This is a genomic window from Allobosea sp. P1_B10, assembly GCF_056406735.1.
Genome location: NZ_JBFTZP010000001.1, coordinates 732,357 through 753,080, shown reverse-complemented (window position 1 = coordinate 753,080; position 20,724 = coordinate 732,357). Strand labels below are relative to the sequence as shown.

General features: G+C 66.2%; 22 protein-coding genes. 13 read left to right on the top strand and 9 right to left on the bottom strand.

What is annotated here, in order from left to right; genetic code table 11:
- Positions 1 to 122: 122 nt before the first annotated feature.
- The 5 genes from AC1D2L_RS03795 to AC1D2L_RS03775 all read left to right on the top strand — a co-directional run bounded on the left by AC1D2L_RS03795 (position 123) and on the right by AC1D2L_RS03775 (position 2,939).
- Entirely contained in the window at positions 123 to 674 is a 552-nt protein-coding gene (locus AC1D2L_RS03795) for a thermonuclease family protein (RefSeq protein WP_476844471.1), read from the top strand.
- Between the two features lie 90 nt (positions 675 to 764).
- Positions 765 to 1,376, top strand: coding sequence for a glutathione S-transferase family protein (locus tag AC1D2L_RS03790; RefSeq protein ID WP_476844470.1), 612 nt, complete (start codon positions 765 to 767; stop codon positions 1,374 to 1,376).
- Positions 1,376 to 1,843: a hypothetical protein gene (locus AC1D2L_RS03785; RefSeq protein WP_476844469.1), complete on the top strand. Its 468-nt coding sequence runs from the start codon at positions 1,376 to 1,378 to the stop codon at positions 1,841 to 1,843. The genes AC1D2L_RS03790 and AC1D2L_RS03785 overlap by 1 nt, the downstream gene beginning before the upstream one ends.
- Positions 1,844 to 1,851: 8 nt before the next feature.
- The gene (locus tag AC1D2L_RS03780) at positions 1,852 to 2,316 is read left to right on the top strand and encodes a hypothetical protein (protein ID WP_476844468.1); all 465 of its coding nucleotides are present in this window, start codon (positions 1,852 to 1,854) and stop codon (positions 2,314 to 2,316) included.
- Positions 2,313 to 2,939, top strand: coding sequence for a uracil-DNA glycosylase family protein (locus AC1D2L_RS03775; RefSeq protein ID WP_476844467.1), 627 nt, complete (start codon positions 2,313 to 2,315; stop codon positions 2,937 to 2,939). The genes AC1D2L_RS03780 and AC1D2L_RS03775 overlap by 4 nt, the downstream gene beginning before the upstream one ends.
- Positions 2,940 to 2,951: 12 nt before the next feature.
- On the opposite strand, the gene AC1D2L_RS03770 is transcribed toward AC1D2L_RS03775, so the two are convergent.
- Positions 2,952 to 3,335, bottom strand: a complete 384-nt coding sequence (locus AC1D2L_RS03770; RefSeq protein ID WP_476844466.1) for a hypothetical protein — start codon at positions 3,333 to 3,335, stop codon at positions 2,952 to 2,954.
- Between the two features lie 168 nt (positions 3,336 to 3,503).
- Positions 3,504 to 4,589: a TRAP transporter substrate-binding protein gene (locus AC1D2L_RS03765; RefSeq protein ID WP_476844465.1), complete on the bottom strand. Its 1,086-nt coding sequence runs from the start codon at positions 4,587 to 4,589 to the stop codon at positions 3,504 to 3,506.
- Between the two features lie 313 nt (positions 4,590 to 4,902).
- Here AC1D2L_RS03765 and speB point away from each other — a divergent pair, with 313 nt between their 5' ends.
- On the top strand, positions 4,903 to 5,970 hold the full coding sequence (gene speB, locus AC1D2L_RS03760; protein WP_476844464.1) for an agmatinase: 1,068 nt from the start codon (positions 4,903 to 4,905) through the stop codon (positions 5,968 to 5,970).
- Positions 5,967 to 6,452 carry an Lrp/AsnC family transcriptional regulator gene (locus AC1D2L_RS03755; RefSeq protein WP_476844463.1) on the top strand — a complete coding sequence of 162 codons (486 nt, stop codon included), beginning with the start codon at positions 5,967 to 5,969 and terminating at the stop codon, positions 6,450 to 6,452. The genes speB and AC1D2L_RS03755 overlap by 4 nt, the downstream gene beginning before the upstream one ends.
- Before the next feature lie 146 nt (positions 6,453 to 6,598).
- Here AC1D2L_RS03755 and AC1D2L_RS03750 read toward each other — a convergent pair whose 3' ends face one another.
- Together AC1D2L_RS03750 and AC1D2L_RS03745 are read right to left on the bottom strand one after the other, a co-directional pair.
- Complete coding sequence (locus AC1D2L_RS03750) at positions 6,599 to 7,267, bottom strand: spermidine synthase (protein WP_476844462.1); 669 nt, start codon at positions 7,265 to 7,267, stop codon at positions 6,599 to 6,601.
- Between the two features lie 25 nt (positions 7,268 to 7,292).
- Positions 7,293 to 8,777 carry a SulP family inorganic anion transporter gene (locus AC1D2L_RS03745; RefSeq protein ID WP_476844461.1) on the bottom strand — a complete coding sequence of 495 codons (1,485 nt, stop codon included), beginning with the start codon at positions 8,775 to 8,777 and terminating at the stop codon, positions 7,293 to 7,295.
- 379 nt (positions 8,778 to 9,156) lie between these two features.
- Here AC1D2L_RS03745 and rocD point away from each other — a divergent pair, with 379 nt between their 5' ends.
- The 4 genes from rocD to AC1D2L_RS03725 all read left to right on the top strand — a co-directional run bounded on the left by rocD (position 9,157) and on the right by AC1D2L_RS03725 (position 12,882).
- Positions 9,157 to 10,377, top strand: coding sequence for an ornithine--oxo-acid transaminase (gene rocD, locus AC1D2L_RS03740; RefSeq protein WP_476844460.1), 1,221 nt, complete (start codon positions 9,157 to 9,159; stop codon positions 10,375 to 10,377).
- Positions 10,378 to 10,597: 220 nt separating this feature from the next.
- Positions 10,598 to 11,371, top strand: a complete 774-nt coding sequence (locus tag AC1D2L_RS03735; protein ID WP_476844459.1) for a transporter substrate-binding domain-containing protein — start codon at positions 10,598 to 10,600, stop codon at positions 11,369 to 11,371.
- Between the two features lie 69 nt (positions 11,372 to 11,440).
- Complete coding sequence (locus tag AC1D2L_RS03730) at positions 11,441 to 12,169, top strand: ABC transporter permease (protein WP_476844458.1); 729 nt, start codon at positions 11,441 to 11,443, stop codon at positions 12,167 to 12,169.
- Positions 12,166 to 12,882 (top strand): ABC transporter permease, encoded by a 717-nt coding sequence (locus AC1D2L_RS03725; RefSeq protein ID WP_476844457.1) that lies wholly within the window; start codon positions 12,166 to 12,168, stop codon positions 12,880 to 12,882. Before AC1D2L_RS03730 ends, AC1D2L_RS03725 begins: the two co-directional genes overlap by 4 nt.
- A gap of 15 nt (positions 12,883 to 12,897) precedes the next feature.
- On the opposite strand, the gene map is transcribed toward AC1D2L_RS03725, so the two are convergent.
- The gene (map, locus tag AC1D2L_RS03720; protein ID WP_476844456.1) at positions 12,898 to 13,647 is read right to left on the bottom strand and encodes a type I methionyl aminopeptidase; all 750 of its coding nucleotides are present in this window, start codon (positions 13,645 to 13,647) and stop codon (positions 12,898 to 12,900) included.
- A 143-nt stretch (positions 13,648 to 13,790) separates the two neighbouring features.
- On the opposite strand from map, the gene AC1D2L_RS03715 reads away from it, so the two are divergent.
- On the top strand, positions 13,791 to 14,657 hold the full coding sequence (locus AC1D2L_RS03715) for an NAD(P)-dependent oxidoreductase (protein WP_476844455.1): 867 nt from the start codon (positions 13,791 to 13,793) through the stop codon (positions 14,655 to 14,657).
- A gap of 82 nt (positions 14,658 to 14,739) precedes the next feature.
- Here AC1D2L_RS03715 and AC1D2L_RS03710 read toward each other — a convergent pair whose 3' ends face one another.
- Genes AC1D2L_RS03710 through solA form a run of 3 tightly spaced genes read right to left on the bottom strand, consistent with a single transcriptional unit; the run spans position 14,740 to position 17,997 of the window.
- Positions 14,740 to 15,930, bottom strand: a complete 1,191-nt coding sequence (locus AC1D2L_RS03710; RefSeq protein WP_476844454.1) for a multidrug effflux MFS transporter — start codon at positions 15,928 to 15,930, stop codon at positions 14,740 to 14,742.
- Positions 15,927 to 16,832, bottom strand: coding sequence for a DMT family transporter (locus AC1D2L_RS03705; protein ID WP_476844453.1), 906 nt, complete (start codon positions 16,830 to 16,832; stop codon positions 15,927 to 15,929). Before AC1D2L_RS03705 ends, AC1D2L_RS03710 begins: the two co-directional genes overlap by 4 nt.
- A 25-nt stretch (positions 16,833 to 16,857) precedes the next feature.
- Positions 16,858 to 17,997 carry an N-methyl-L-tryptophan oxidase gene (gene solA / locus AC1D2L_RS03700; RefSeq protein ID WP_476844452.1) on the bottom strand — a complete coding sequence of 380 codons (1,140 nt, stop codon included), beginning with the start codon at positions 17,995 to 17,997 and terminating at the stop codon, positions 16,858 to 16,860.
- A gap of 168 nt (positions 17,998 to 18,165) precedes the next feature.
- Here solA and AC1D2L_RS03695 point away from each other — a divergent pair, with 168 nt between their 5' ends.
- Positions 18,166 to 19,935, top strand: coding sequence for a methyl-accepting chemotaxis protein (locus AC1D2L_RS03695; protein WP_476844451.1), 1,770 nt, complete (start codon positions 18,166 to 18,168; stop codon positions 19,933 to 19,935).
- Positions 19,936 to 19,949: 14 nt separating this feature from the next.
- Here the strand turns inward: AC1D2L_RS03695 and AC1D2L_RS03690 are convergent, their stop codons facing one another.
- Positions 19,950 to 20,714, bottom strand: a complete 765-nt coding sequence (locus tag AC1D2L_RS03690) for a hypothetical protein (RefSeq protein WP_476844450.1) — start codon at positions 20,712 to 20,714, stop codon at positions 19,950 to 19,952.
- Between the last annotated feature and the right edge of the window lie 10 nt (positions 20,715 to 20,724).

Below are 20,724 nucleotides of genomic sequence, written 5' to 3'. Positions count from 1 at the left end.
CGTAGAAACAAGGTGCTGCAGAGGTTCCCGATCCCGTAGGCCCGTTCGATTCCGAAGCCCGGTCGCGTCACTCCACGCTACCGGCTCGCCATCATGGGCACCAAATCGTTAAGCTCTTCCTGATGGCGCTCTTTGGATTCGGTCGATCGCGAAACGGACCCCTCGGCTGGCGGCGCGTCAGCCGCCCGGTCGATTTCGTCGTCGCGCTCGGCATCCTCGGCCTCCTGGCGATCGCGGGAGCTGTCCTGCAATATCGGCTCGGCCCGGCCCGCAGCCTGATCGGTGCCGCGCATGTGATCGACGGCGACTCGCTGCGGCTAAACGGCGAGGAATTGCGTCTGGAGGGTCTCGATGCCCCCGAATTCCGCCAGACCTGCACCGACAAGGCCGGACGGCAGGTCCCCTGCGGACGCGAGGCGCGCCGGGCGCTGGCCGAACTGGTGCAGCGCGGCATCGTGACCTGCGACATTGGCAAGATCGACCGCTACGGCCGCGGCCTCGCACGTTGCCGGCAGGGCGAGATCGACATCAACGCGGCCATGGTCAGGCAGGGCCAGGCCGTCGCCTATGGCGGATACCGCAGCGAGGAGGCGGAGGCGCGGGCCGCAGGGCGCGGCATCTGGGCCTTTACCTTCGAGCGTCCCGAAACCTGGCGGCGCCAGCAGGCACGCTGATTGTCGTACGGGCGCGATGCAGTTCGTCGGGATGGTTGACCGGGAAGCCCTCGCCATGGTCCGGTCGGTCGACGGCAGGAGATGGTCTCGATGAAACTCTATGATGGCGGGCGGGCGCCCAATCCGCGGCGGGTGCGGATATTCTTTGCCGAGAAGGGCATCCCCTTGCCCGAGATCGTCCCGATCGACATCGGGCGCAAGGAGCATAAATCCGAGGCGTTCACCAAGCTCAACCCTGCCCAGCGGCTGCCGGTCCTGCAACTCGACGATGGCACGGCATTGGCCGAAACCATCGCGATCTGCCGCTATGTAGAGTCGCTGCACCCGAAGCCGGCGCTGTTTGGCAGCGAGCCGCGCGAACAGGCGCTGATCGAGATGTGGAACCGCCGCGTCGAACTCGGATTATTCTCCAGCGTCACGGCGGTCTTCCGCCATAGCCATCCTTCGATGGCGGAACTGGAGGAGCAGGTGCCCGAATGGGCCGAGGCCAACCGCGAGCAGATCGACGATCATCTTCTGATTCTGGAATTGCAGCTGTCGGGGAATCGCTATCTCTGCGGCGAGACGCTGACGGTCGCCGATATCACGGCGGGGATCGCGATCGATTTCATGAAGCCTTCGCGCATCCCGCTGCCGGACGATTTCGTCAATATCCGCCGCTGGCACGGCGAGCTCTCGGCGCGGCCGAGCTGGAAGGCTTGATGCGGCGCGCCTTTCTTCTGCTGGCGCTGCTCGCCTGCGTCGTGCCCGCTTCCGCTGCCGAGCGCCTCAGTGGGGAGGCGATCAAGCAGGCCTTCGAGGGCAACACGGTGAGCGGTCGCTATGCCAATGGCGGGTTCTTCACGGAGTTTCACGGCACCGACGGGCGAGCGCTCGGCAATAATGGCTGGCAGGACAACAAGGACGCCTGCTGGATCACCAAGGAAGACCAGGTCTGTTACTACTACGGCCCGCAATCGGACCGTACCGTGCATTGTTTCACCGTCGAGATGACCGACAGGCTCTACATCCTGCGCAACACCTCAAATGGCCAGATCAATGCGCTCGCGACGGTCGAGCCCGGCAACCCGCGCGCGCATACCGACAACGGCCAGCCCTGGTATTGCGACGGCATGATCTCCCGTGCTCCGGAGCCCCTGATGTCGCGGCGGCGACTGGCGGCCCGCTGATGGGCGGCGTGAAGACGATCGCGCTCGGGCTCGGGCTGGCAGGCGCGCTGTCCTGCACTGTCGGCCAAGCGGCCGAACGGATGAGCGGCGACGAGATCCGCCGCGCCTTCGAGGGCAATACGGTCAGCGGCCGCTATTCCGGCAGCAATCTGCCGTTCAGCGAATTCCACCACCGCGACGGCCGGGTCAGCGGGCACAACCGCAATATCGCCAACACCGACGCCTGCTGGACAACGACGTCCGACGCCGTCTGCTACTACTACGGCCCGCACGAGACCCGCCGGACCTATTGCTTCACCGTCGAACTCAGCGGGAAGCTGCATGTGTTGCGCAGCCGTCCGAGCGGACGCATCAACGGCATGGCCGTGATCGATCCGGGAGACCCCAACAACTTCGCCAGGAGCGCGGCGCAGTGGACCTGCGACGGTCTGATCTCGCGCGCCCCGGGCGGCAGGCGGCTGGCGTCGCGATGACAGGTGCCGAGCCGCTGGACGCGGTGCTGCGCGACCTGCGCGCCTGCCGAATCTGCCGCGACGCGCCATTGTATCTTCCCGGCCTCGCCCATGAGCCGCGCCCGGTCATCCAGGCCAGCCCGAGCGCCCGGCTCTGCATTGCGGGGCAGGCGCCGGGAACGCGGGTCCACGCCAGCGGCAAGCCGTTTACCGATCCATCGGGCGTGCGCCTGCGCGGCTGGCTGGGCCTCGACGAGGCCGCGTTCTACGACGCGGCGAAGGTCGCGATCATACCCATGGGACATTGCTTTCCGGGGCTGGACCGGCATGGTGGGGACCGTCCGCCGCGGCGTGAATGTGCTCCGACCTGGCGCGCCCGCGTCTTCGCCGCCTTGCCACAAGTGGAGCTCGTGCTGGCAATCGGGCTCTATGCGCAGGCCTGGCATCTCGGCCGGTCGAAGGCGGCCTCGCTGTCCGCAACGGTGGCGAACTGGCGCGAGATCCTGCAGGAGCCGCGCCATCCTCGCGTGCTGCCGTTGCCGCACCCGTCCTGGCGCAACAATGCCTGGCTGAAGCGCAATCCATGGTTCGAGGCCGAGCTGGTGCCGGTGCTCAGGGCCGAGGTCGAGAAGCTCTTAGGCTGAAGCGGCGCGCGCTCAATAGCGGTAGCGACCGGCATCGAGGTTGCGCTCGATCTGGCCGCCAGCCCGCACGACCGTGCGCACGCTCCCGAAGCTGGTCTCGCCCCGGGTCTCTAGCTCCGCCATGCCGCGAACCGCCGAGCCCGTGCCATAGCGCGAGCTCTTGCCGACATCGACCCTGACGGAGCCGCCCGCTCGCACGCACAGCGACGAGCCTTCCACTTTCACGAAGCCCGGTCCGTATTGCGGGCAGGGGCGGGCTGCAGCGGATTCGGGCTTCCATGGAGCGGCCTTGGACGCGGCTTTCCCGCGGCCGGGGATGGGTTCGCCGATGCTTTGCCCGAAGGCCGGCGCGAGCGCGGCACAGGCGAAGAGCATCGAGAGGAACAGGCGGGTCATGCGGACATCCCTGTCGCAGGGCTGCGATTCAGCTTTGGCGACCATCATCCTACCGGGAAAGTTGGGGCGAAGTCATGTCGTGCGGAAGCGTCGCGCCGCCCAATGAAAAACCCCGGCCGCGAGGCCGGGGTTTCGAAAGGCTGCAAGGCATGGCGCCCGCGTACGGTCTCAGCGTGCGCGCGTGCGCACCTGGAAGACGTCGAAGCTGAGTTCCGCGACCTGCCACCAGAGATACTGGTCCGAGCGGAACGCGGCCATGGCCTCGATGCCCTTCTTGAAGTCGGGGTTTTTGGCCGAGATCTCTGCATAAAGCTCATTGGAGGCCTTGAGGCAGGCCTCCATGACGTCCTGCGGGAAGGGGCGCAGCTGCGTGCCGGCACCGACCAGACGCTTTAGCGCCGGGGGGTTCACGACGTCGTACTTGGCCGCCATCTGCGTGTTGGCATAGGTGCAGGCGGCGGTCAGAACGGCCTGGTACTGCTTGGGCAGGGCGTTCCACTTGTCCAGGTTGACGAAGGCATGGACCGTCGGCCCACCTTCCCAGAAGCCCGGATAGTAGTAGAACGGCGCGACCTTGGAGAAGCCGAGCTTCTCGTCGTCATAGGGGCCGACCCACTCGGCACCGTCGATGGTGCCCTTTTCCAGCGCCGGATAAATGTCGCCGCCGCCGAGTTGCTGCGGCACGAGGCCGAGCTTCTGCAGCACCGAGCCCGCGATGCCGCCGATGCGCATCTTCAGGCCCTGGATGTCCGCGACCGACTTGATCTCCTTGCGGAACCAGCCGCCCATCTGCGCGCCGGTGTTGCCGCAGGGCAGGCCGTAGATGTTGAATTTCTTGTAGAACTCGTTGAACAGGTCGTTGCCGCCGCCCTGGAACAGCCATGCATTCTGCTGGCGGGCATTAAGTCCGAACGGCACCGAGGCCGGGATGGCGAAGGTCGGGTCCTTGCCGACATAGTAGTACGAGACGGTGTGGCACATCTCGACGGTGCCGTTGGTGACCGCATCGGCTGCCTGCAGCGCGGGAACGATTTCGCCGGCCGCGAAGACCTGGATCTGGAACTTGCCGTCGGTGAGGTCTGAAACCATCTTGGCCATGACCTCGGCGCCGCCGTAGATCGTGTCGAGAGACTTCGGGAAGCTCGACGCCAGGCGCCACTTCACCTCAGGCATGGATTGGGCGACCGCCGGCATGGCGACTGCTGTGGCAGCCGCGCCTGCGGTGGCGGCCTGGATGAATTGACGACGCTTCATATTGGACATCTCCTCGGGGAAAGCAGCAAAGCGGTGCGCAAACGGGTTTGATCCCATTCTGCGACGTTTCAGGACATTTGCAGTGGATTCCGGCAATCAGCAAGGGCGCGCAGCGTTGTTCTTTGGTGCAACGCATTGGGCCGAACTGATGTCATGCTTGCCTAGATTTTGCGCACCTCAGTCTTCGCGCGGGGAGCGCAGTTCCCGTCCAGGCTCGACAATCGCGCCCGGAGCATGGCACGGCTGCGTTTGAAGCGCATGAAGTTTTTCTCCCGCGCGTCCACCCTCCGCGCAGTCATCAAGCGGACCAGAGATGAAAGGCGCCGAAATGGACCGGAAGAAGCTGGATGCGCTCAAGGCGCGCTATGACGGCGCCAGCGGCGCCGACATCCATGACCCGCGCTTTGCCAAGGTCGCGGCCGACCAGTTCAAGGGCGACAAGCGCAAATGGCCGTTCTCGGACGTCGCGACCTTCATCAGCGCGCCCTATCGCCCCGATGCACTGAGCCTGCCCGATCTCGGTGGTCTTGATGTCGCGATCATCGGCCTGCCGATGGATCTGGGCGTCACCAACCGTGCCGGCACCAGGCTCGGACCGCGCGCGGTGCGCGCCGTCGAGCGCATGGGGCCGATGGACCATGTGCTGGGCACCGCGCCGTTCGGCATGCTGAAAGCCGCCGATATCGGCGATGTGCCTTTTCGCTCGCGCTATTCGCTGGAGAGCTGCCACGAGGACATCGAGGCGACATTCAAGACCATCGTGGCAGCCGGCGTCTCGACGCTGGCGGTCGGCGGCGACCACTCCATCACCTATCCGATCCTGAAGGCGGTCGGTGCGAAACGCCCGGTCGGCATGGTCCATATCGACGCCCATTGCGACACTTCGGGCCCCTATGAAGGCTCGAAATTCCATCATGGCGGACCGTTCCGCCAGGCGGTGCTCGACGGCGTGCTCGATCCCGAGCGCGTCATCCAGATCGGCATCAGGGGCGGGGCGGAATATCTCTGGGAGTTCTCCTACGAGTCCGGCATGACCGTGATCCATGCCAACGAAGTCGACGACCTCGGCATCGAGGCGGTGATCGCCAAGGCGCTCGCGGTCATCGGCGACGGGCCGACCTATGTCTCGTTCGACGTCGACTCACTCGATCCGGCTTTTGCACCCGGTACCGGGACCCCGGAGGTCGGTGGCCTCACGCCGCGCGAGGCGCTTGCCATCCTGCGAGGCCTGAAGGGTGCCGACATCGTCGGCGCGGACGTCGTCGAGGTCGCCCCGCAATATGACGCAACCACCAACACTGCCCAGTGCGCGGCGCAGGTGCTGTTCACCGAACTCTGCCTGATCGCCGAGGCCCGCGCGCGCGGCAAGGGCAGACCGTGAAGCGAAAGCCTGTCCAGCTCGATGCGATCGATCGCGCCATCGTTGCGATCCTGCGCGATGAGGGCCGTATCACCAACCAGGCGCTCTCGGAGCGCGTCGGCCTGTCGGCGCGGCCCTGCCTCGAGCGCGTGCGCAAGCTCGAGGCCTCGGGGCTGATCCAGGGCTATGGCGCGCGGCTCTCGCCGGAACTGGCAGGGCACGCCGTAGTCGCCTTCGCACAGATCTCGCTGCGCGACCATTCGGTCGGGCGGCGCGAGCGGGTCGAGAAGGTGCTGAAAGCCTGCCCCGACGTGGTCGAGGTGCAGGTCGTCAGCGGCGAGGCCGACTACCTCGCCCGTATCGTAGCGGGTTCGCTGGCCGATTATGAGGAATTGACCGGGACCTGGCTCTCGGATGCGCAACTCGGCGTGGCCCGCATCGCCACGACCTTCGCGCTGAAGGCGCTGAAAGAGTTCGACGGCTATCCGCTCGCGGAAGGGTGACGCCGTCACCGCTGGGCGGCGCGGCGCGTCGCGCCTGGATGGGCTGAACCGTCATTGCGAGCGTCAGCGAAGCAATCCAGAACGGCCGGGTGCGGCGCACCCCTGGATTGCTTCATCGCGTTGCTCCTCGCAATGACGCTGGCGGGCTAGCCCTTCACCGCCAGCCAGATGACGTGGCGCTTGCCGCGTCCGCGGCCGGCGCGGACGGTGTGCTCGTCGACGCCGAAGCCCGCCTGCTTGAGCCGCCCCGTAAAGCGCCCGTCGGGGCCCTGCGACCAGACCGCCAGGATGCCGCCGGGCCGCAGCGCCGCCTTGGCGAGATGCAGGCCGGCATCGCTGTAGAGCGCATCATTGGCCTCGACGGTGAGCCCGTCTGGACCGTTGTCGACGTCGAGCAGGATCGCGTCGTAGCCCGCCTTCGCCGAGGCGATCACCTTGGAGACATCGGCTAGTGTGACGCTGACGCGGGGATCGTCGAGACATCCGCCGAAGACCTCCGCCATCGGGCCTCTAGCCCATGCCACGACCTCCGGCACCAGCTCGGCGACCTCGATCGTTGCGCGCTCGCCCAGGAGCGGCAGCGCCGCGCGCAGCGTAAAACCCATTCCGAGCCCGCCGATCAGGATGCGGGCCTTTCCGGGGTCACGCAGGCGCGCGCCGCTCAGCGTGGCGAGAGCTTCCTCGGAGCCGCTGAGGCGGCTGTTCATCAACTCGTTGGCGCCGAGCATGATCGAGAACTCGCTGCCGCGACGCTTGAGCCGCAGGTCGCCGCCGCCGGGCAGGGCGGCCGTATCGAGCAGAATCCAGGGGATCATCGGCAGCGCTCCCTTTGCGCACGGTTCAGTGTGCCGACGTCGCGGCGCCCGCGCCGACCTTGTCATGGGTCGCGAGCTTCTCGATCATCGATGCGGTCGCCTCGTTGATGCCCACGATCTCGACGGGAATGTCGTGGTGGCGGAATTTCAGCACGACGCGGTCGAGCGCGTTGATCGCCGTGATGTCCCAGAAATGCGAGGCGTGCAGGTCGATCACGATGCGCGTCAGCCCGTCCTCGCGGAAGTCGAAGGCGGAATGGAAAGCCTCGGCGGTCGCAAAGAAGATCTGGCCGGTGACAGCATAGGTTCGAATGGAGGTTGCCTCATTGCGGGTGGAGGTCACGCCGAAGAAGCGCGTCACCTTATGCGCGAAGAACAGCCCGCTCAGCACCACGCCGAAGAGCACGCCTTTGGCAAGGTCATGCGTCCAGACCACGACCACGACCGTGGCGAGCATGACGATGCTGGAGCTTCTCGGATTGCTCAGCAGGGTCGCAACGGAGCGCCATTGAAAGGTGTTGATCGAGACCATGATCATCACGGCGACGAGGGCCGCCATCGGGATCTGCGCGACATAGGGGCCGAGCACGACGATCAGGAACAGCAGGAAGGCGCCAGCCCACAGCGTCGAGAGCCGGCCTCGACCACCGGACGAGACGTTGATGACCGACTGGCCGATCATCGCGCAGCCCGCCATGCCGCCGAAGCAGGAGGAGACGATGTTGGCCAGCCCCTGGCCGGCACATTCGCGGTTCTTGTCGGAGGTCGTGTCGGTCATCTCGTCGATGATCGCCGCAGTCATCAGGCTTTCCAACAGGCCGACCATGGCGAGCGTCAGCGAGTAGGGCAGGATGATCTTCAGCGTCTCCAGCGTCAGCGGCACCTGCGGCAGTGCGAAGAACGGCAGTTCGTCAGGAAGCTGCCCCATGTCGCCGACGGTACGGATGCCGAAGCCGAAATACATCGAAAGTGCGGTCATCAGGACGATTGTGACGAGCGGCGAGGGGACAGCCTTGGTCAGGTAGGGCAGGCCATAGATGATGAGGAGCCCGGCGGCCGTCATCGCATAGACGGTCGGTCCCTTGCCCAGGAGTTCGGGCATCTGCGCCATGAAGATCAGGATCGCGAGCGCATTGACGAAGCCGGTGACCACCGAGCGCGAGACGAAGCGCATCAGGTTGCCGAGCTTGAGAAGGCTGGCGGCGATCTGGATAACGCCGGTGAGCAGGCTCGCGGCGAAGAGATAGCCTAGGCCGTGCTCCTTCACGAGCGTGATCATCAGGAGCGACATCGCGCCAGTGGCCGCCGAGATCATCGCTGGTCGCCCGCCGGCGAAGGCGCTGACGACCGCGATGCAGAATGAGGCGTAGAGCCCGACCTTGGGGTCGACGCCGGCGATGATCGAGAAGGCGATCGCCTCGGGGATCAAGGCCAGCGCGACGACCGTGCCGGCGAGCAGGTCACGCGTGATGTTGGGAGACCATTCGCTCCGCAACTGCGCAAGGTTCATGTGCCAAGGTCCTTATGCCCCGCGCGCAAAGCGCCGGCGGGATTGGAAGATCACAAGCCTCGGGGCGCCAGGCGCCTCCTTAGGCCTAAACAGCCTGTTCCAGCTGCGCGCTATGGTGGCGCTGGGCCGCCCGCGGGAGCTGGATAATCTGTCGTCATCGGGCGTGCCTAGCACGGTTCTGCTGCGATGCAGCATGCATCGGCGGCGATTTCAGCCCTGCCAGCCGCATGGCTCCCCGCCGGGACCCGACTTGCGACGCTGTCGCATATCGCCCGATCCTGTCGCCTGAACGACAGGATCGGCTGTCGTCGGCGTGCCTCGCAGCGCGTCTCGGCCGCCGGCCGAGGCTTATCCTTGGCAGGATTCAGGGAGAGCCGCGATGAATGCCATTACCCGCGAGAACGCCGTCTGTGCACAGAACTATGCGCCGCTGCCGATCATGCTGTCGCATGGCGAGGGTGTCTGGTTGACCGATACCGCAGGTGTGCGGCGGCTCGACATGATGAGCGGCTATTCCGCCGTCAGCCTGGGCCACGGCCATCCGCGCATCCTCAAGGTGATGGCGGAGCAGGCATCCAGGCTCGCCGTCACCAGCCGTGCCTTTCATTGCGAGCCGCTCGGCCCCTTCCTCGAAAAGCTCTGCGAAGTGTCCGGCCAGGACATGGCGCTGCCGATGAACACCGGCGCCGAGGCCGTCGAGACCGCGATCAAGGCCGCGCGGCGCTGGGGCTATGGGATCAAGGGCATTGCAGCGGGCAAAGCCGAGATCATCGTCGCCGCCGGCAACTTCCATGGCCGCACCACCACGATTGTCGGCTTCTCATCCGATGAAAGCTATCGCGACGGCTTTGGCCCGTTCGCGCCGGGCTTCGTCGAGGTGCCGTTCGGCGATATCGATGCGGTCGCAGCAGCGATCACTCCCGATACCGCCGCGATCATGATCGAGCCGATCCAGGGCGAGGCCGGCATCGTCATGCCGCCGCCCGGTTACCTGAAGGCACTGCGCGCGCTCTGCGACCGGCACAATGTCCTGCTGATCCTCGACGAGGTCCAGTCTGGCCTCGGCCGCACCGGGCGCTGGTTTGCCCATCAGCATGACGGGATCCGCCCCGATGGCCTGATCGTCGGCAAGGCGCTCGGCGGCGGCGTCTATCCCGTTTCCGCCTTCCTCGCCTCCCGCGAGGTGATGGATCTTTTCGAGCCGGGCTCGCATGGCTCGACCTTCGGCGGCAATGCACTTGCAGCAGCGATCGGGCTCGAGGCCCTGACCGTCATCGCCGAAGAGCGGCTGGTCGAGCGCTCGGCCGAGCAGGGCACCTATATGAAGACACGGCTGGAGGCTATGACTGCCGGCCTCTCGCGCTCGGTACGCGGCCTCGGGCTCTGGGTCGGCGTCGAGATCGATCCGGGGATGGCCTCCGCCAAGGCTCTGGTCAAGCAGCTGGCCGGGGCCGGCGTGCTGACCAAGGAGACGCATGAGACGGTCATCCGCTTCGCGCCGCCGCTGACGATCACGCGCGCAGAACTCGATTGGGGGCTTGGCCGCTGCGAGGCGGTTTTCCGCGACGCAGGTGCCTCGCTGCTGGTCTCTGCCGCCTGAGCGTCTCGGGGCGATCGCGGAAGGTCGTGGGCGCGATAATCCGTGCTATCAAAAAATATGAGCGATAACAGTTGCTTGCGCTGATTGTTCTTTAGGCGGAGAAGCCGAGAAAAGCTGCATCAGCCCCCTTGCGGGCAAAGGCCATCCAAGCCCAATCTGTGGGCACAAGCCGGGTGCGGATTTGCTCCGCGCCCGGACGGCCAATTCCAAGGGAGGTAGCATGAAAGCTTTCGTTCGGTTCATCGCGGCGGCGGCGCTGACCGCTGTTGGCGCGACCGCCGCGCTGGCGCAAGCCACGGAGTGGAAAGAGATCCGCATCGGCACGGAAGGCGCCTATCCGCCCTACAACAACCTCAACGCCAAGAAAGAGCTGGAAGGCTTCGAGATCGATCTCGGCAACATGCTCTGCGAGAAGATGAAGGTGAAATGCACCTGGGTGGTGCAGGACTGGGACGGCATCATCCCGGCGCTTCTGGCCAATAAATACGACATCATCATCGCCGGCATGAACGCCACCGACGAGCGCAAGAAGCAGGTGAACTTCACCTCCGTCTACAGCAAGACCCCGATCTGGATGGTGGGCCCGAAGACCACGGCCTCCGCCGACATCTCGCCGGCGGCGCTCAAGGGCAAGGCGATCGGCGCGCAGGGTTCGACGATCCACGCCAACTACCTCGAGAAGTTCTACAAGGACTCCAACGCCCGCCTGTATCCGACCCAGGAAGAGGTCAATCTCGACCTGATCAACGGCCGCCTCGACTACGCCGTGGCCGATGCGCTGGCGCTTGCCGACTTCCTGAAGGGACAGGGCAAGGATTGCTGCAAGAAGATCGCGGAAGTCACGCGCGACGACGCGATCCACGGAGCCGGCGTCGCTGGTGCCGTCCGCAAGGCCGACGTGGCTCTGAAGGGCCTGTGGGACAAGGCGATCGCCGAGGCGATGGCCGACGGCTCGCACAAGAAGCTCGAAGACAAGTGGTTCAAATTCGACTGACCGCCTGACCCTATCGACACACGCCGGCGCGCAAAGCGCCGGCGTCCCGTTCCCCCTCCCGGCAGGTTCATGCTCGACAAATTCGCATTGCTCGGCTTCGGGAGCGGGGGCTGGGGACCGGCGCTGCTCCAGGGCGCGTTCATCACCATCTCGATCGCGCTGGCGACATTGCCTTTCGGGCTCGCGCTCGGGCTGATCGTGGCGCTCGGCAAGCGCTCCGCGAACCCCGTCGCGCGCTGGCTGGCCACTGTCTACACAACCGTGTTTCGCGGCGTGCCCGAACTGCTGACGCTCTACATCATCTATTTCGGCATCCAGATCCTGCTGCAGCAGCTCTGGTTGAAGCTGGGGTTGCCCGGCAACTTCTCGATGCCGCCATTCGTTGCCGGTATGGTCGCGCTCGGCGTCGTACTCTCGGCCTTCTCCAGCGAAGTCTGGGTCGGTGCGCTCAACTCGATCCAGAAAGGCCAGCGCGAGGCCGCGTCGGCGCTGGGGCTGAGCAAGGCGCAGGCCTTCCGGCTGGTCGTGTTCCCCCAGCTCATCCGCGTCGCTCTGCCAGGACTGGGCAACAACTGGATGGTCCTGCTCAAGGAGACCTCGCTGGTTTCCGTCATCACGCTGCAGGACATCATGTTCGTCACCACCCGCGCCAATGTGGTGACCAAGGAGCCGTTCCTGTTCTTCGGCGCCGCGATGCTGATCTATTTCGCCTTCTCGCTCATCTCGTCCTACGGATTGGGCCGGCTGGAGGATCGAACCAATCGCGGCATGGCGACGTTCGGGGGCGCGACTCGATGAGCTGGTGCGAATATCCCGGCTATCTCGTCGGCAGCGAGGTCTTCCAGAACTATGGCTGCCGCATGTTCGGCGGCCTGTGGATCACCACCCAACTGGTTGTGATCTCGGTCGCCATCGGATTCGTGCTGGCAATCGGCTTGGCGGTTGCGCGGCTATACGGGCCGCGCTGGGCGCAGGTTGCGATCAACGGCTACACCACCTTCTTTCGCGGCACGCCGCTGCTGTGCCAGCTCTTCCTCATCTATTACGGGCTCGGGCAGTTCCGGCTGTTCTGGCAGGATGTCGGGCTGTGGTGGTTCTTCCGCGAGCCGTTCTACTGTGCCGTCTTCACCTTCACGATCAACACCGCAGCCTATCAGGCCGAAATCCTGCGCGGCGCGATCCAGTCGATCCCGCGCGGGCAGTTCGAGGGTGCGCTCTCGCTCGGCCTGCATCGCTGGGCGACTTTGCGCCATGTCGTCATGCCTCAGGCGATGATCCTGGCGCTGCGTCCGCTTGGCAATGAGCTGATCGTGATGATCAAGTCGAGCGCGATCGCCTCGCTCGTGACCCTGTTCGACCTGATGGGCGCGACGCGTTTGGCCTTCGCCCGGTCCTTCGATCTCACGATCTATCTCTACGCCGCACTGATCTACCTGGCCCTGACCGAGGTGATCAGGCGCGTCTGGGACAGGCTGGAGCTGCGCCTGACCCGGCACATGGCGCTGCGCTGAGGCGCGGCCGTCGCCTCAGCCGGGCAGGGTAAGGATGAGCGGCCCGTTCGCGGTCGCCACGACTGTATGCTCGAACTGCACAGTCGGAGCCCTGGGCTCGCCATAGAGCGTCCAGTCGTCGTCGCCATTCTCGGCCCAGTTCGCGCCGAGCGAGAGGAACGGCTCGACGGTGAATACGAGCCCTTTCTCCATCACGCGCCGCTCCGAGCGCTCGGGCCAGGTCGCGATCTCCTTGGGCTCCTCATGGAGCGAATAGCCGATGCCGTGGCTGGCGAGGTTGCGCACCAGCGTATAGCCGTTCTTCTCGGCGAAGCGGCCGACAGCCTGTCCGATGCCGGCCAGCGGCTTGCCTGCGCCCACCTGCGCCAGCCCGGTGAACAGCGCCCGGCGGCCATCGCGGCAAAGCCTGCCCGTGGCGCGCGAGACCGGAGGGACGGCGAAGGACGCGCCGGTATCGGAAAAGAAGCCGTTCAGCTCGGCCGAGACGTCGATATTGACGAGGTCGCCGGCCTTGATCTGACGCGGCCCCGGGATGCCGTGGGCGACCTCCTCGTTGACGCTGATGCAGGTTGCGCCGGGAAAGTCGTAGACCAGCTCCGGAGCGGACCGCGCTCCGGCCTGCTCCAGGATCTCGCGGCCGATCTTGTCGAGTTCGGCCGTGGTAATGCCGGGCTCTAGCGCCTTGCCCATGGCAGCCAGCGCATTGGCCACGACACGCCCGATCGCCTGCAGGCCAGCGAGCTCGTCTTCGTTTGAAATCGTCATGGCGCGCTTCCTAGCGTGCCGTTCGATCTCGAACAATGACACCACCGCATTCTGCGGATGCGCGGATGCGTGCGTTGCGGCTTCCCACCCCGGTCGCGAGGCGCTAGAGCGCTAGCTCTCTTGATCACACTGCGGAGTATCCCATGACCAAAGTCGCCTTCATCGGTCTCGGAGTGATGGGCTATCCCATGGCCGGGCATCTCAAGGCCAAGGGCCACGAGGTCACGGTCTACAACCGCAACCCCACCAAGGCTCAGGCCTGGGTCTCCCAGCATGCCGGCGTCAGCGCCCCGACCCCTGCCGATGCGGCCAAGGGCCAGGAGATCGTCTTCGCCTGCGTCGGCAATGACGACGACCTGCGCTCGGTGACGCTTGGCGAGACCGGCGCCTTCGCGGGCATGGAGAAGGGCGCGATCTTCGTCGACCACACCACCGCCTCGGCCGATGTCGCGCGCGAACTCGACGCAGCCGCGACCGCAGCCGGCTTCGGCTTCATCGACGCGCCGGTCTCCGGGGGCCAGGCTGGCGCCGAGAACGGCGTGCTGACCGTGATGTGCGGCGGCGATGCGGCCGTCTATGCCCGCGCCGAGCCGGTGATCGCCAGTTTTGCCCGCATGTGCAAGCTGATGGGCCCGGCCGGCTCCGGCCAGCTGACCAAAATGGTCAACCAGATTTGCATCGCCGGCCTCGTGCAGGGACTGTCCGAGGGCATTCACTTTGCCAAGCGCGCCGGGCTCGATGTCGAGGCCATGCTCGAGGTGATCTCGAAGGGTGCCGCCGGCTCCTGGCAGATGGAAAACCGCGGCAAGACCATGAACGTCGGCAAGTTCGACTATGGCTTCGCCGTCGACTGGATGCGCAAGGATCTCGGCATCGTGCTCGGCGAGGCCCGCCGCAATGGCGCGCAGCTGCCGGTTACCGCGCTGGTCGACCAGTTCTATGCCGAAGTCCAGAAGAACGGTGGCGGGCGCTGGGACACCTCCAGCCTCCTGACTCGCCTGGAAGACTGAACGACATCGCAAGCTGTGATCCCGGGACGATGCTTTCGCGTCGCCCGGGGTGACAATGTCGTCTTGAGGCGAGGTCGCGTCGCTACGACGCCCGGCTCTTCCGGTCGTAGCGCAGCGCCAGCAGCCCGATGCCCATGGCGGCCCACATCATCACGACCAGCGCCTGCGGCCAGAGCGTTACGAGCCAGCTGATCACGATGGTCGTCAGCGCGCCGGAACCCAGCTGGATCGCGCCCATCAGGCCCGCGGCCGAGCCTGCGAGTTCGGGCCGGGCCGAGAGCGCCTCGGCGGTCGAGCCCGGAATGGTCAGGCCATTGCCGAGGGCGCTGAAGGCCAGCGGCAGGAACAGCATCACCGGCGACCAGTCGGGCAGCAGCGAGAGCGGCAGCGCCACGCACATGCTCACAAACGAGATGATCAGCCCGAACCGGACCATCCTGCGCGTGCCGATGCGGATCGCCAGCCGCGACATCGCGAAATTGCCGACCATGTAGCCGAAGGCGTTCATGATGAAATAGGCGCCATAGGTGTCTGGGCCGCGCCCCATCGCCTCGACGACGATATAGGGCGCCGCCGCGATGAAGCCGAAGAACGCCGCCGAGGTCATCGACAGCGCCACCACGTTGGCGATGAAGCTGCGATCGCCGATCAGTTGCGGGAAGGCGCGGAACACCCCGAGCAGCGACGTCCTGTTGCCGAGATTGGGCGCCGTCTCCGGCAGGCGCATGATCGTGAGCGTCAGCACCACGCAGCCGATCGCGGTCATGACCCAGAAGATCATGCGCCAGCCGGCGAGCGTCTCGATCTGGCCGCCGAGATAGGGCGCCAGCATCGGCGCCACCACCATGACCATGGTGACAGTGGCGATCTGGCCAGCGGCGGCGTCGCGGCTGGCGGTGTCGCGGATGATGGCGCGCGACAGGGCAAAGGCGCAGCCCGAGCCTGCGCCTTCGAGGACGCGGGCGACCAGCAGCATGCCCGTGGAGGTCGCGACAGCGCCGAGCACCGAGCCGGCGATGAACAGCGCGATCCCGACATTGATGCAGGGGCGGCGGCCGAACCGGTCGGATAGCGGGCCGACGATGAGCTGCATCACCGCGACCGCGACGAGAAACAGCGTCAGCGTCAGCTGGATGGTGGCGTAGCTCTCGGCGAAATGGCGCGCGAGGGTCGGCGTCGACGGAGCCAGCAGGTTGAGCGCGATCGGCTGCAGGGCCGATATTGCCACCAGGATGGTCAGGGTCGGTTTGGGCGGTAGCGTTGCGCCTGTCATGCCGGGGGCGGTCCGTCGGGGCTCTTGAGCTTGGAATCGGGCAGCACCTGCTGCCGATGGAGGGTGTAGAGCCCGCTCCCTACGATCAATACGATGCCGGCGATCGCAAGGCCGTCAGGAACATCGCCCCAGACCAGATAGCCCATGATCACGGCGAAGATCACGATCGAATAGCGGAAGCCGGAGACGACGCCGATATCGGTGTTCCGGAAAGCGCTGATGATGCAGAAGCTCGCAGTCGCGACAAGGATCGCCGCCGCGGCGAGATAAGCCGTTTCGACACGCCAGATCGGCTCCCAGCTCTCCGACAGCCCGGAGCCGAAGGCAAGCGTGCCGACCATGATCGTCGCCGACAGCGAGATGACCGTCGAGGGCACGTCGGGGCCGATGCGCCGGGTCAGGAGGTCGCGAGCCGCGACGAGTACGGAGTTGAACAGGGCCACCATGGCCGCCAGGCTGAATCCGTCCGCGGAGGGGCGCACCACGATCAGCACGCCGCAAAAACCCACGGCCACCGCGACCGTGCGACGCCAGCCGACCTTCTCGATACCCAGCATCACGGCCAGAACCACGATCACCAACGGCGAGGCCATACCGATGGCCGTGATGTTGCCGAGCGGCAGTTTCCCGAGCGCCCAGATGAAGCATAGCGCGCCGATCGCGTCGCACAGGCCGCGCAGCAGGACGACCGGGCGGAAGGCCAGCATCAGCTTGCCGCCCTCGCGCATGGCAAAGACCATGACGAAGCCGGTGATGATCGCGAAGATCGCGCGCAGCGCGATGGCCTGGCTGGCAGGGTAGACCTCGCGCGCGAGCTTCATCAGCGTGTCGTTGCAGACGAAGAGCGACATGGCCAAGACCATGGCGATGACGCCGCGGCGGTTTTCGGCTGCTGTGGCCAAGACGGGCTTTCAGAAACTGTGTCGCTCAGGCCGCGAAACGGGCGAGCGAAAAGGGCTGCAGGTCGAAGGCCGACTGGCCCGAGGTGGAGAGATCGGCGAGGATTTCGCCGATCGCGCTGGCGAATTTGAAGCCGTGACCGGAGCAGCACGAGGCGAACACCGCCTGCGGCACGCCCGGGACCGCATCGATGATGAAATCCTCGTCGGGCGAGACGCTGTAGACGCAGCCCTTCAGCGTCAGCGGCTCGCCAGCGGCGTCGGGCAGGTAGCGCGCCAGGCATTCGCGGATCAATTCGACCTGCCGGGGGCTGGGCGTCCGGTCGCCATCATGCGGATCCAGCGGCTCGCGGCCGAAATGCGGGCCGCCCAACTTGAAGCCGGGATGCTCGTAGAGCGGAAAACCGTAGAACGTGCCCTCGTCGACCTCGAGGATGAAGACAGGGAAGTTGCCCTGCCGGAACAGCTCCGGCCTGCGCGTCGTGAACCAGCCGATGGCCTGCTTGACCGTGGTGACCTTGCTCGCCAGCACAGGGACGGCGTCCGAGATCCAGCCGCCCGAGGTGATCACCAGCCGCCCCGCCGAATAGGTGCCGCGCTCGGTGCGCACGATCACACCGCCCTGCGCCGTCGGTGACCAGTCGAGCATCGGCTCGTTGGTGCGGATATCGGCGCCGCGCGACTGGGCGAGCCCGACATGGGCATAGATCGCCTTCTCGGAGGCCACGAAGCCGCCGTCGGGCTGCCACAGCCCGATATGGTTTGCGGGCAGCTGGAACGCCGGAAACCGCCGCGCGATCTCGGCGCCGTTCAGCACCTCATGCGTCAGGCCGTGGTCGAGGCAGGATTGCAGCGAGGCCTCGACATTGCCCGCGCCCTCCGGGGCGAGGTCGATGGAACCGGTGACGTGAAGCAGTTGCATGCCGGCGGCATCGCCCGTCTCGCGCCAGAGTTCATGCGCGCGCCGGACGATCGGCACGTAATGCGAGCCCTCAAAATAGGCGAGGCGGATGATCCGGCTGAGGCCGTGGGAGGAGCCCATGGCGTGGCCGAGGTCGAAGCGCTCGAGACCGAGCACCTTCAGGCCGCGCTGCGCCAGATGCCAGCAGGCGGCCGAGCCCATCGCTCCGACGCCGGCGACGATCACGTCATAGCTATGGCTCGTCATTGGTCGCGGACTCTCAGGCGCATGCCGATGGTTAAGGCATACAGCCGGCATTTGCGTGGGTCCATGCTCACAAGGTCGGGACCAACCTGCGCGCCGCGCCGGCTCTTTAGGCTCTCTTAATCATAACCTTAGATAAGGGAGTCAGATAGTTTCCCTTGGGATCGTTGGATGTTCGGCAGGTTTCGGCGATTGCTCGGCGATCTCGGTCGCACCGCGCCGGTGCCGCTTCCGGCCGAGGCCGGCGGCGCAGTGGCCGCCGTGGAGACATCCAGGCCGGACATTGCGGACGGCGCGTTTCGCGAGGCCGTCGATACGCTGGAGCAGGACGTCGTTGCGGCGATGCGCCGTCTCAGCACGAGCCTTGGCGATGCCGAGGAATCCTCGACGCGCGCTGGGCAACTCTCCGGCGAGATCCACGCCGGGATGTCGGAGCTGCGGGCGGCCACCGTCACCGCCAACAGCAATTCGGCAGCGCTGGCGAGCGCGACGCAGCAGGTGTCGGATGTGGCCGAGCAGATCGGCGCCAGCATGAACAGCGCCCGCGACAGGTTGGACGCCGCTGCGACCCGCGCCGGCGAGGCCACCATGATGATGGCCGGGCTGACCTCCGCGACTGACGAGATCCGCGGCATCGTCGACTCCATCGCCGAGATCGCGCGCCAGACCAACCTCCTGGCGCTGAACGCGACCATCGAGGCCGCGCGCGCTGGTGAGGCCGGCCGTGGCTTCGGCGTCGTGGCGCAGGAGGTCAAGACGCTCTCGATCGAGGTGCGCGAGGCCGTCGATCACATCCGTCGGCGCGTCGACAATCTCGCGCAGACCGCCCAAGGCTCGGCGGCAATCGTCAATGACGCGCTCAGCATGGTTCGTGAGGTCAATCCGGTGATCGCCTCGGTCGGCGGTGCCTCGCTCGAACAGGCTGCAGCGGTGGCAGAGCTCTCGCGCAGTGCCGGCGAAACCGCGCGCTTCGTCGAGACCGTGCTCCGGCAGGCCGATCGCATCGACACCATGGCACTCTCGGCCGCCGACGGCAGCGGCCAGGCCGGCAAATCCCTGTCCAGGGGCGCGCGTCAGGCGGAGAGCATGCTGCGTCGCTTCATCCCGACCTTGCGGCACGCCGCCTTTGCCGATCGTCGCCAGCATGATCGCTTCCCGGCCGAGCATCGCGTCGAGTTCTCCGGGGGAGGGCGCAGCTTCGTGACCCAAACCATCGATATCGGGCTCGGCGGCGCGCTGTTGGCGCCGGTCAGCGATGTCGGGCTGAAGCCGGGCGCGCTCGGCACGATCAGGATCGACACGCTCGCGCCCTTCGCCTGCAGGCTGCTTGCGGTCAGCGATATCGGACTGCATGTCGCCTTCGACGCGCGCGCGGTCGCATCAGACGAGCCGCTCAATGCGTTCCTGGCGGAGATCGCCTGCGCATATGGTCCTCTGATCGCGGGCGCGCAGGTCTTTGCCGGGGCGGTCGCTCAGACGATGCAGGACGCCTTGCTGAACGGCGCCCTCAGCGAAAGCGACCTGTTTGACATCGACTACAAGCCGCTGCCGGGCACCGATCCCCAGCAATACAGCAATCGGGCCCTGATCGTCCTGGAGACGATCCTGCCGTCGCTTCTGGCGCGCACGCTCGCAAGCGATTCACGCCTCGTCTTCGCTCTGGCGATCGACCGCAACGGCTATATCCCGGTCCACAACACGATGTTCGCGCAGCCACAGCGCCCGGGTGACCCGGTTTGGAACGCAGCCCATAGCCGCAACCGCCGCATCTTCGACGATCGCGCCGGCATCATGGCGGCGCGCTCCGTGCGGCCCTTCCTGGTCCAGTCCTATCGCCGCGACATGGGCGGCGGCGTCACGGTGCTGGTGCGCGAGGTCGATGCGCCCGTGCGCGTGATGGACCGGCATTGGGGTGGCGTGCGCATGGCCTACCGGATGTAGCTGGCGCGGCGCGGCTAGAGCCGCTCCCAGGCGAACGGAATGCCGAGCCCGCGAAACGCCTGCTGCCACAGGCTGCTGGCGTGTTCGAGGCGCTGCGCATCGTAGACGCCCTGGACCTGGTGAACCTGGAGCCGCCACGAGGCGCCGTCCGCATCCTGCCAGACCTTTCCGACCAGTCGTTTGAGCCGCTCGGGATCGCGGGCAGCGGTGCTGTTGCCGAAGAAGCTGAACTGAGCGGAATTTTGCAGCATGTCGGAGACCAGCACCAGCGAGCGATCGCCGCTGGCGACCCGGTTCTCCCGGCGAGAGAGCACGTCCCCGACAGCCTCGGCAACGGGCGAGAGGTTGCCCTTGGCCGGTTGGGCCAGAACCGCCAGAGCTTCGTCGAGCGGCCGGCCGAACTTCTCGACCCAGCGGACATAGTCGCGGCGGGGGTTGCCGATGATTTCGCTCGCGGTGCGGCCGGGATTGCAGAGCGCCAGCAGCGGCGGAAAATTCGGTTCGAACGCATCGTTGAACACAAAGACGGACATCAGCCTGTCGGCAGGCAAGGCCTCGCCGACCTGCTTGACCAGACGCTTCAGGCGCTCGGCCTGGACAGGGCTCCAGGGGTCGCTCTTGTCGACCAGGATCAATGTGTGGCCGACCGGCCCCGTTCTGGGGCAGAGGGTCTCGGCGTCGCGCGGCGGCCCGCTCAACAGCCTTGGCGCTGCAAAAAACCCCGCTAGGGCCACTCCTGCCAGCACCGAGGCCACCACAGCCCAATGTTCGCCCTTCATCGCTTGCGTT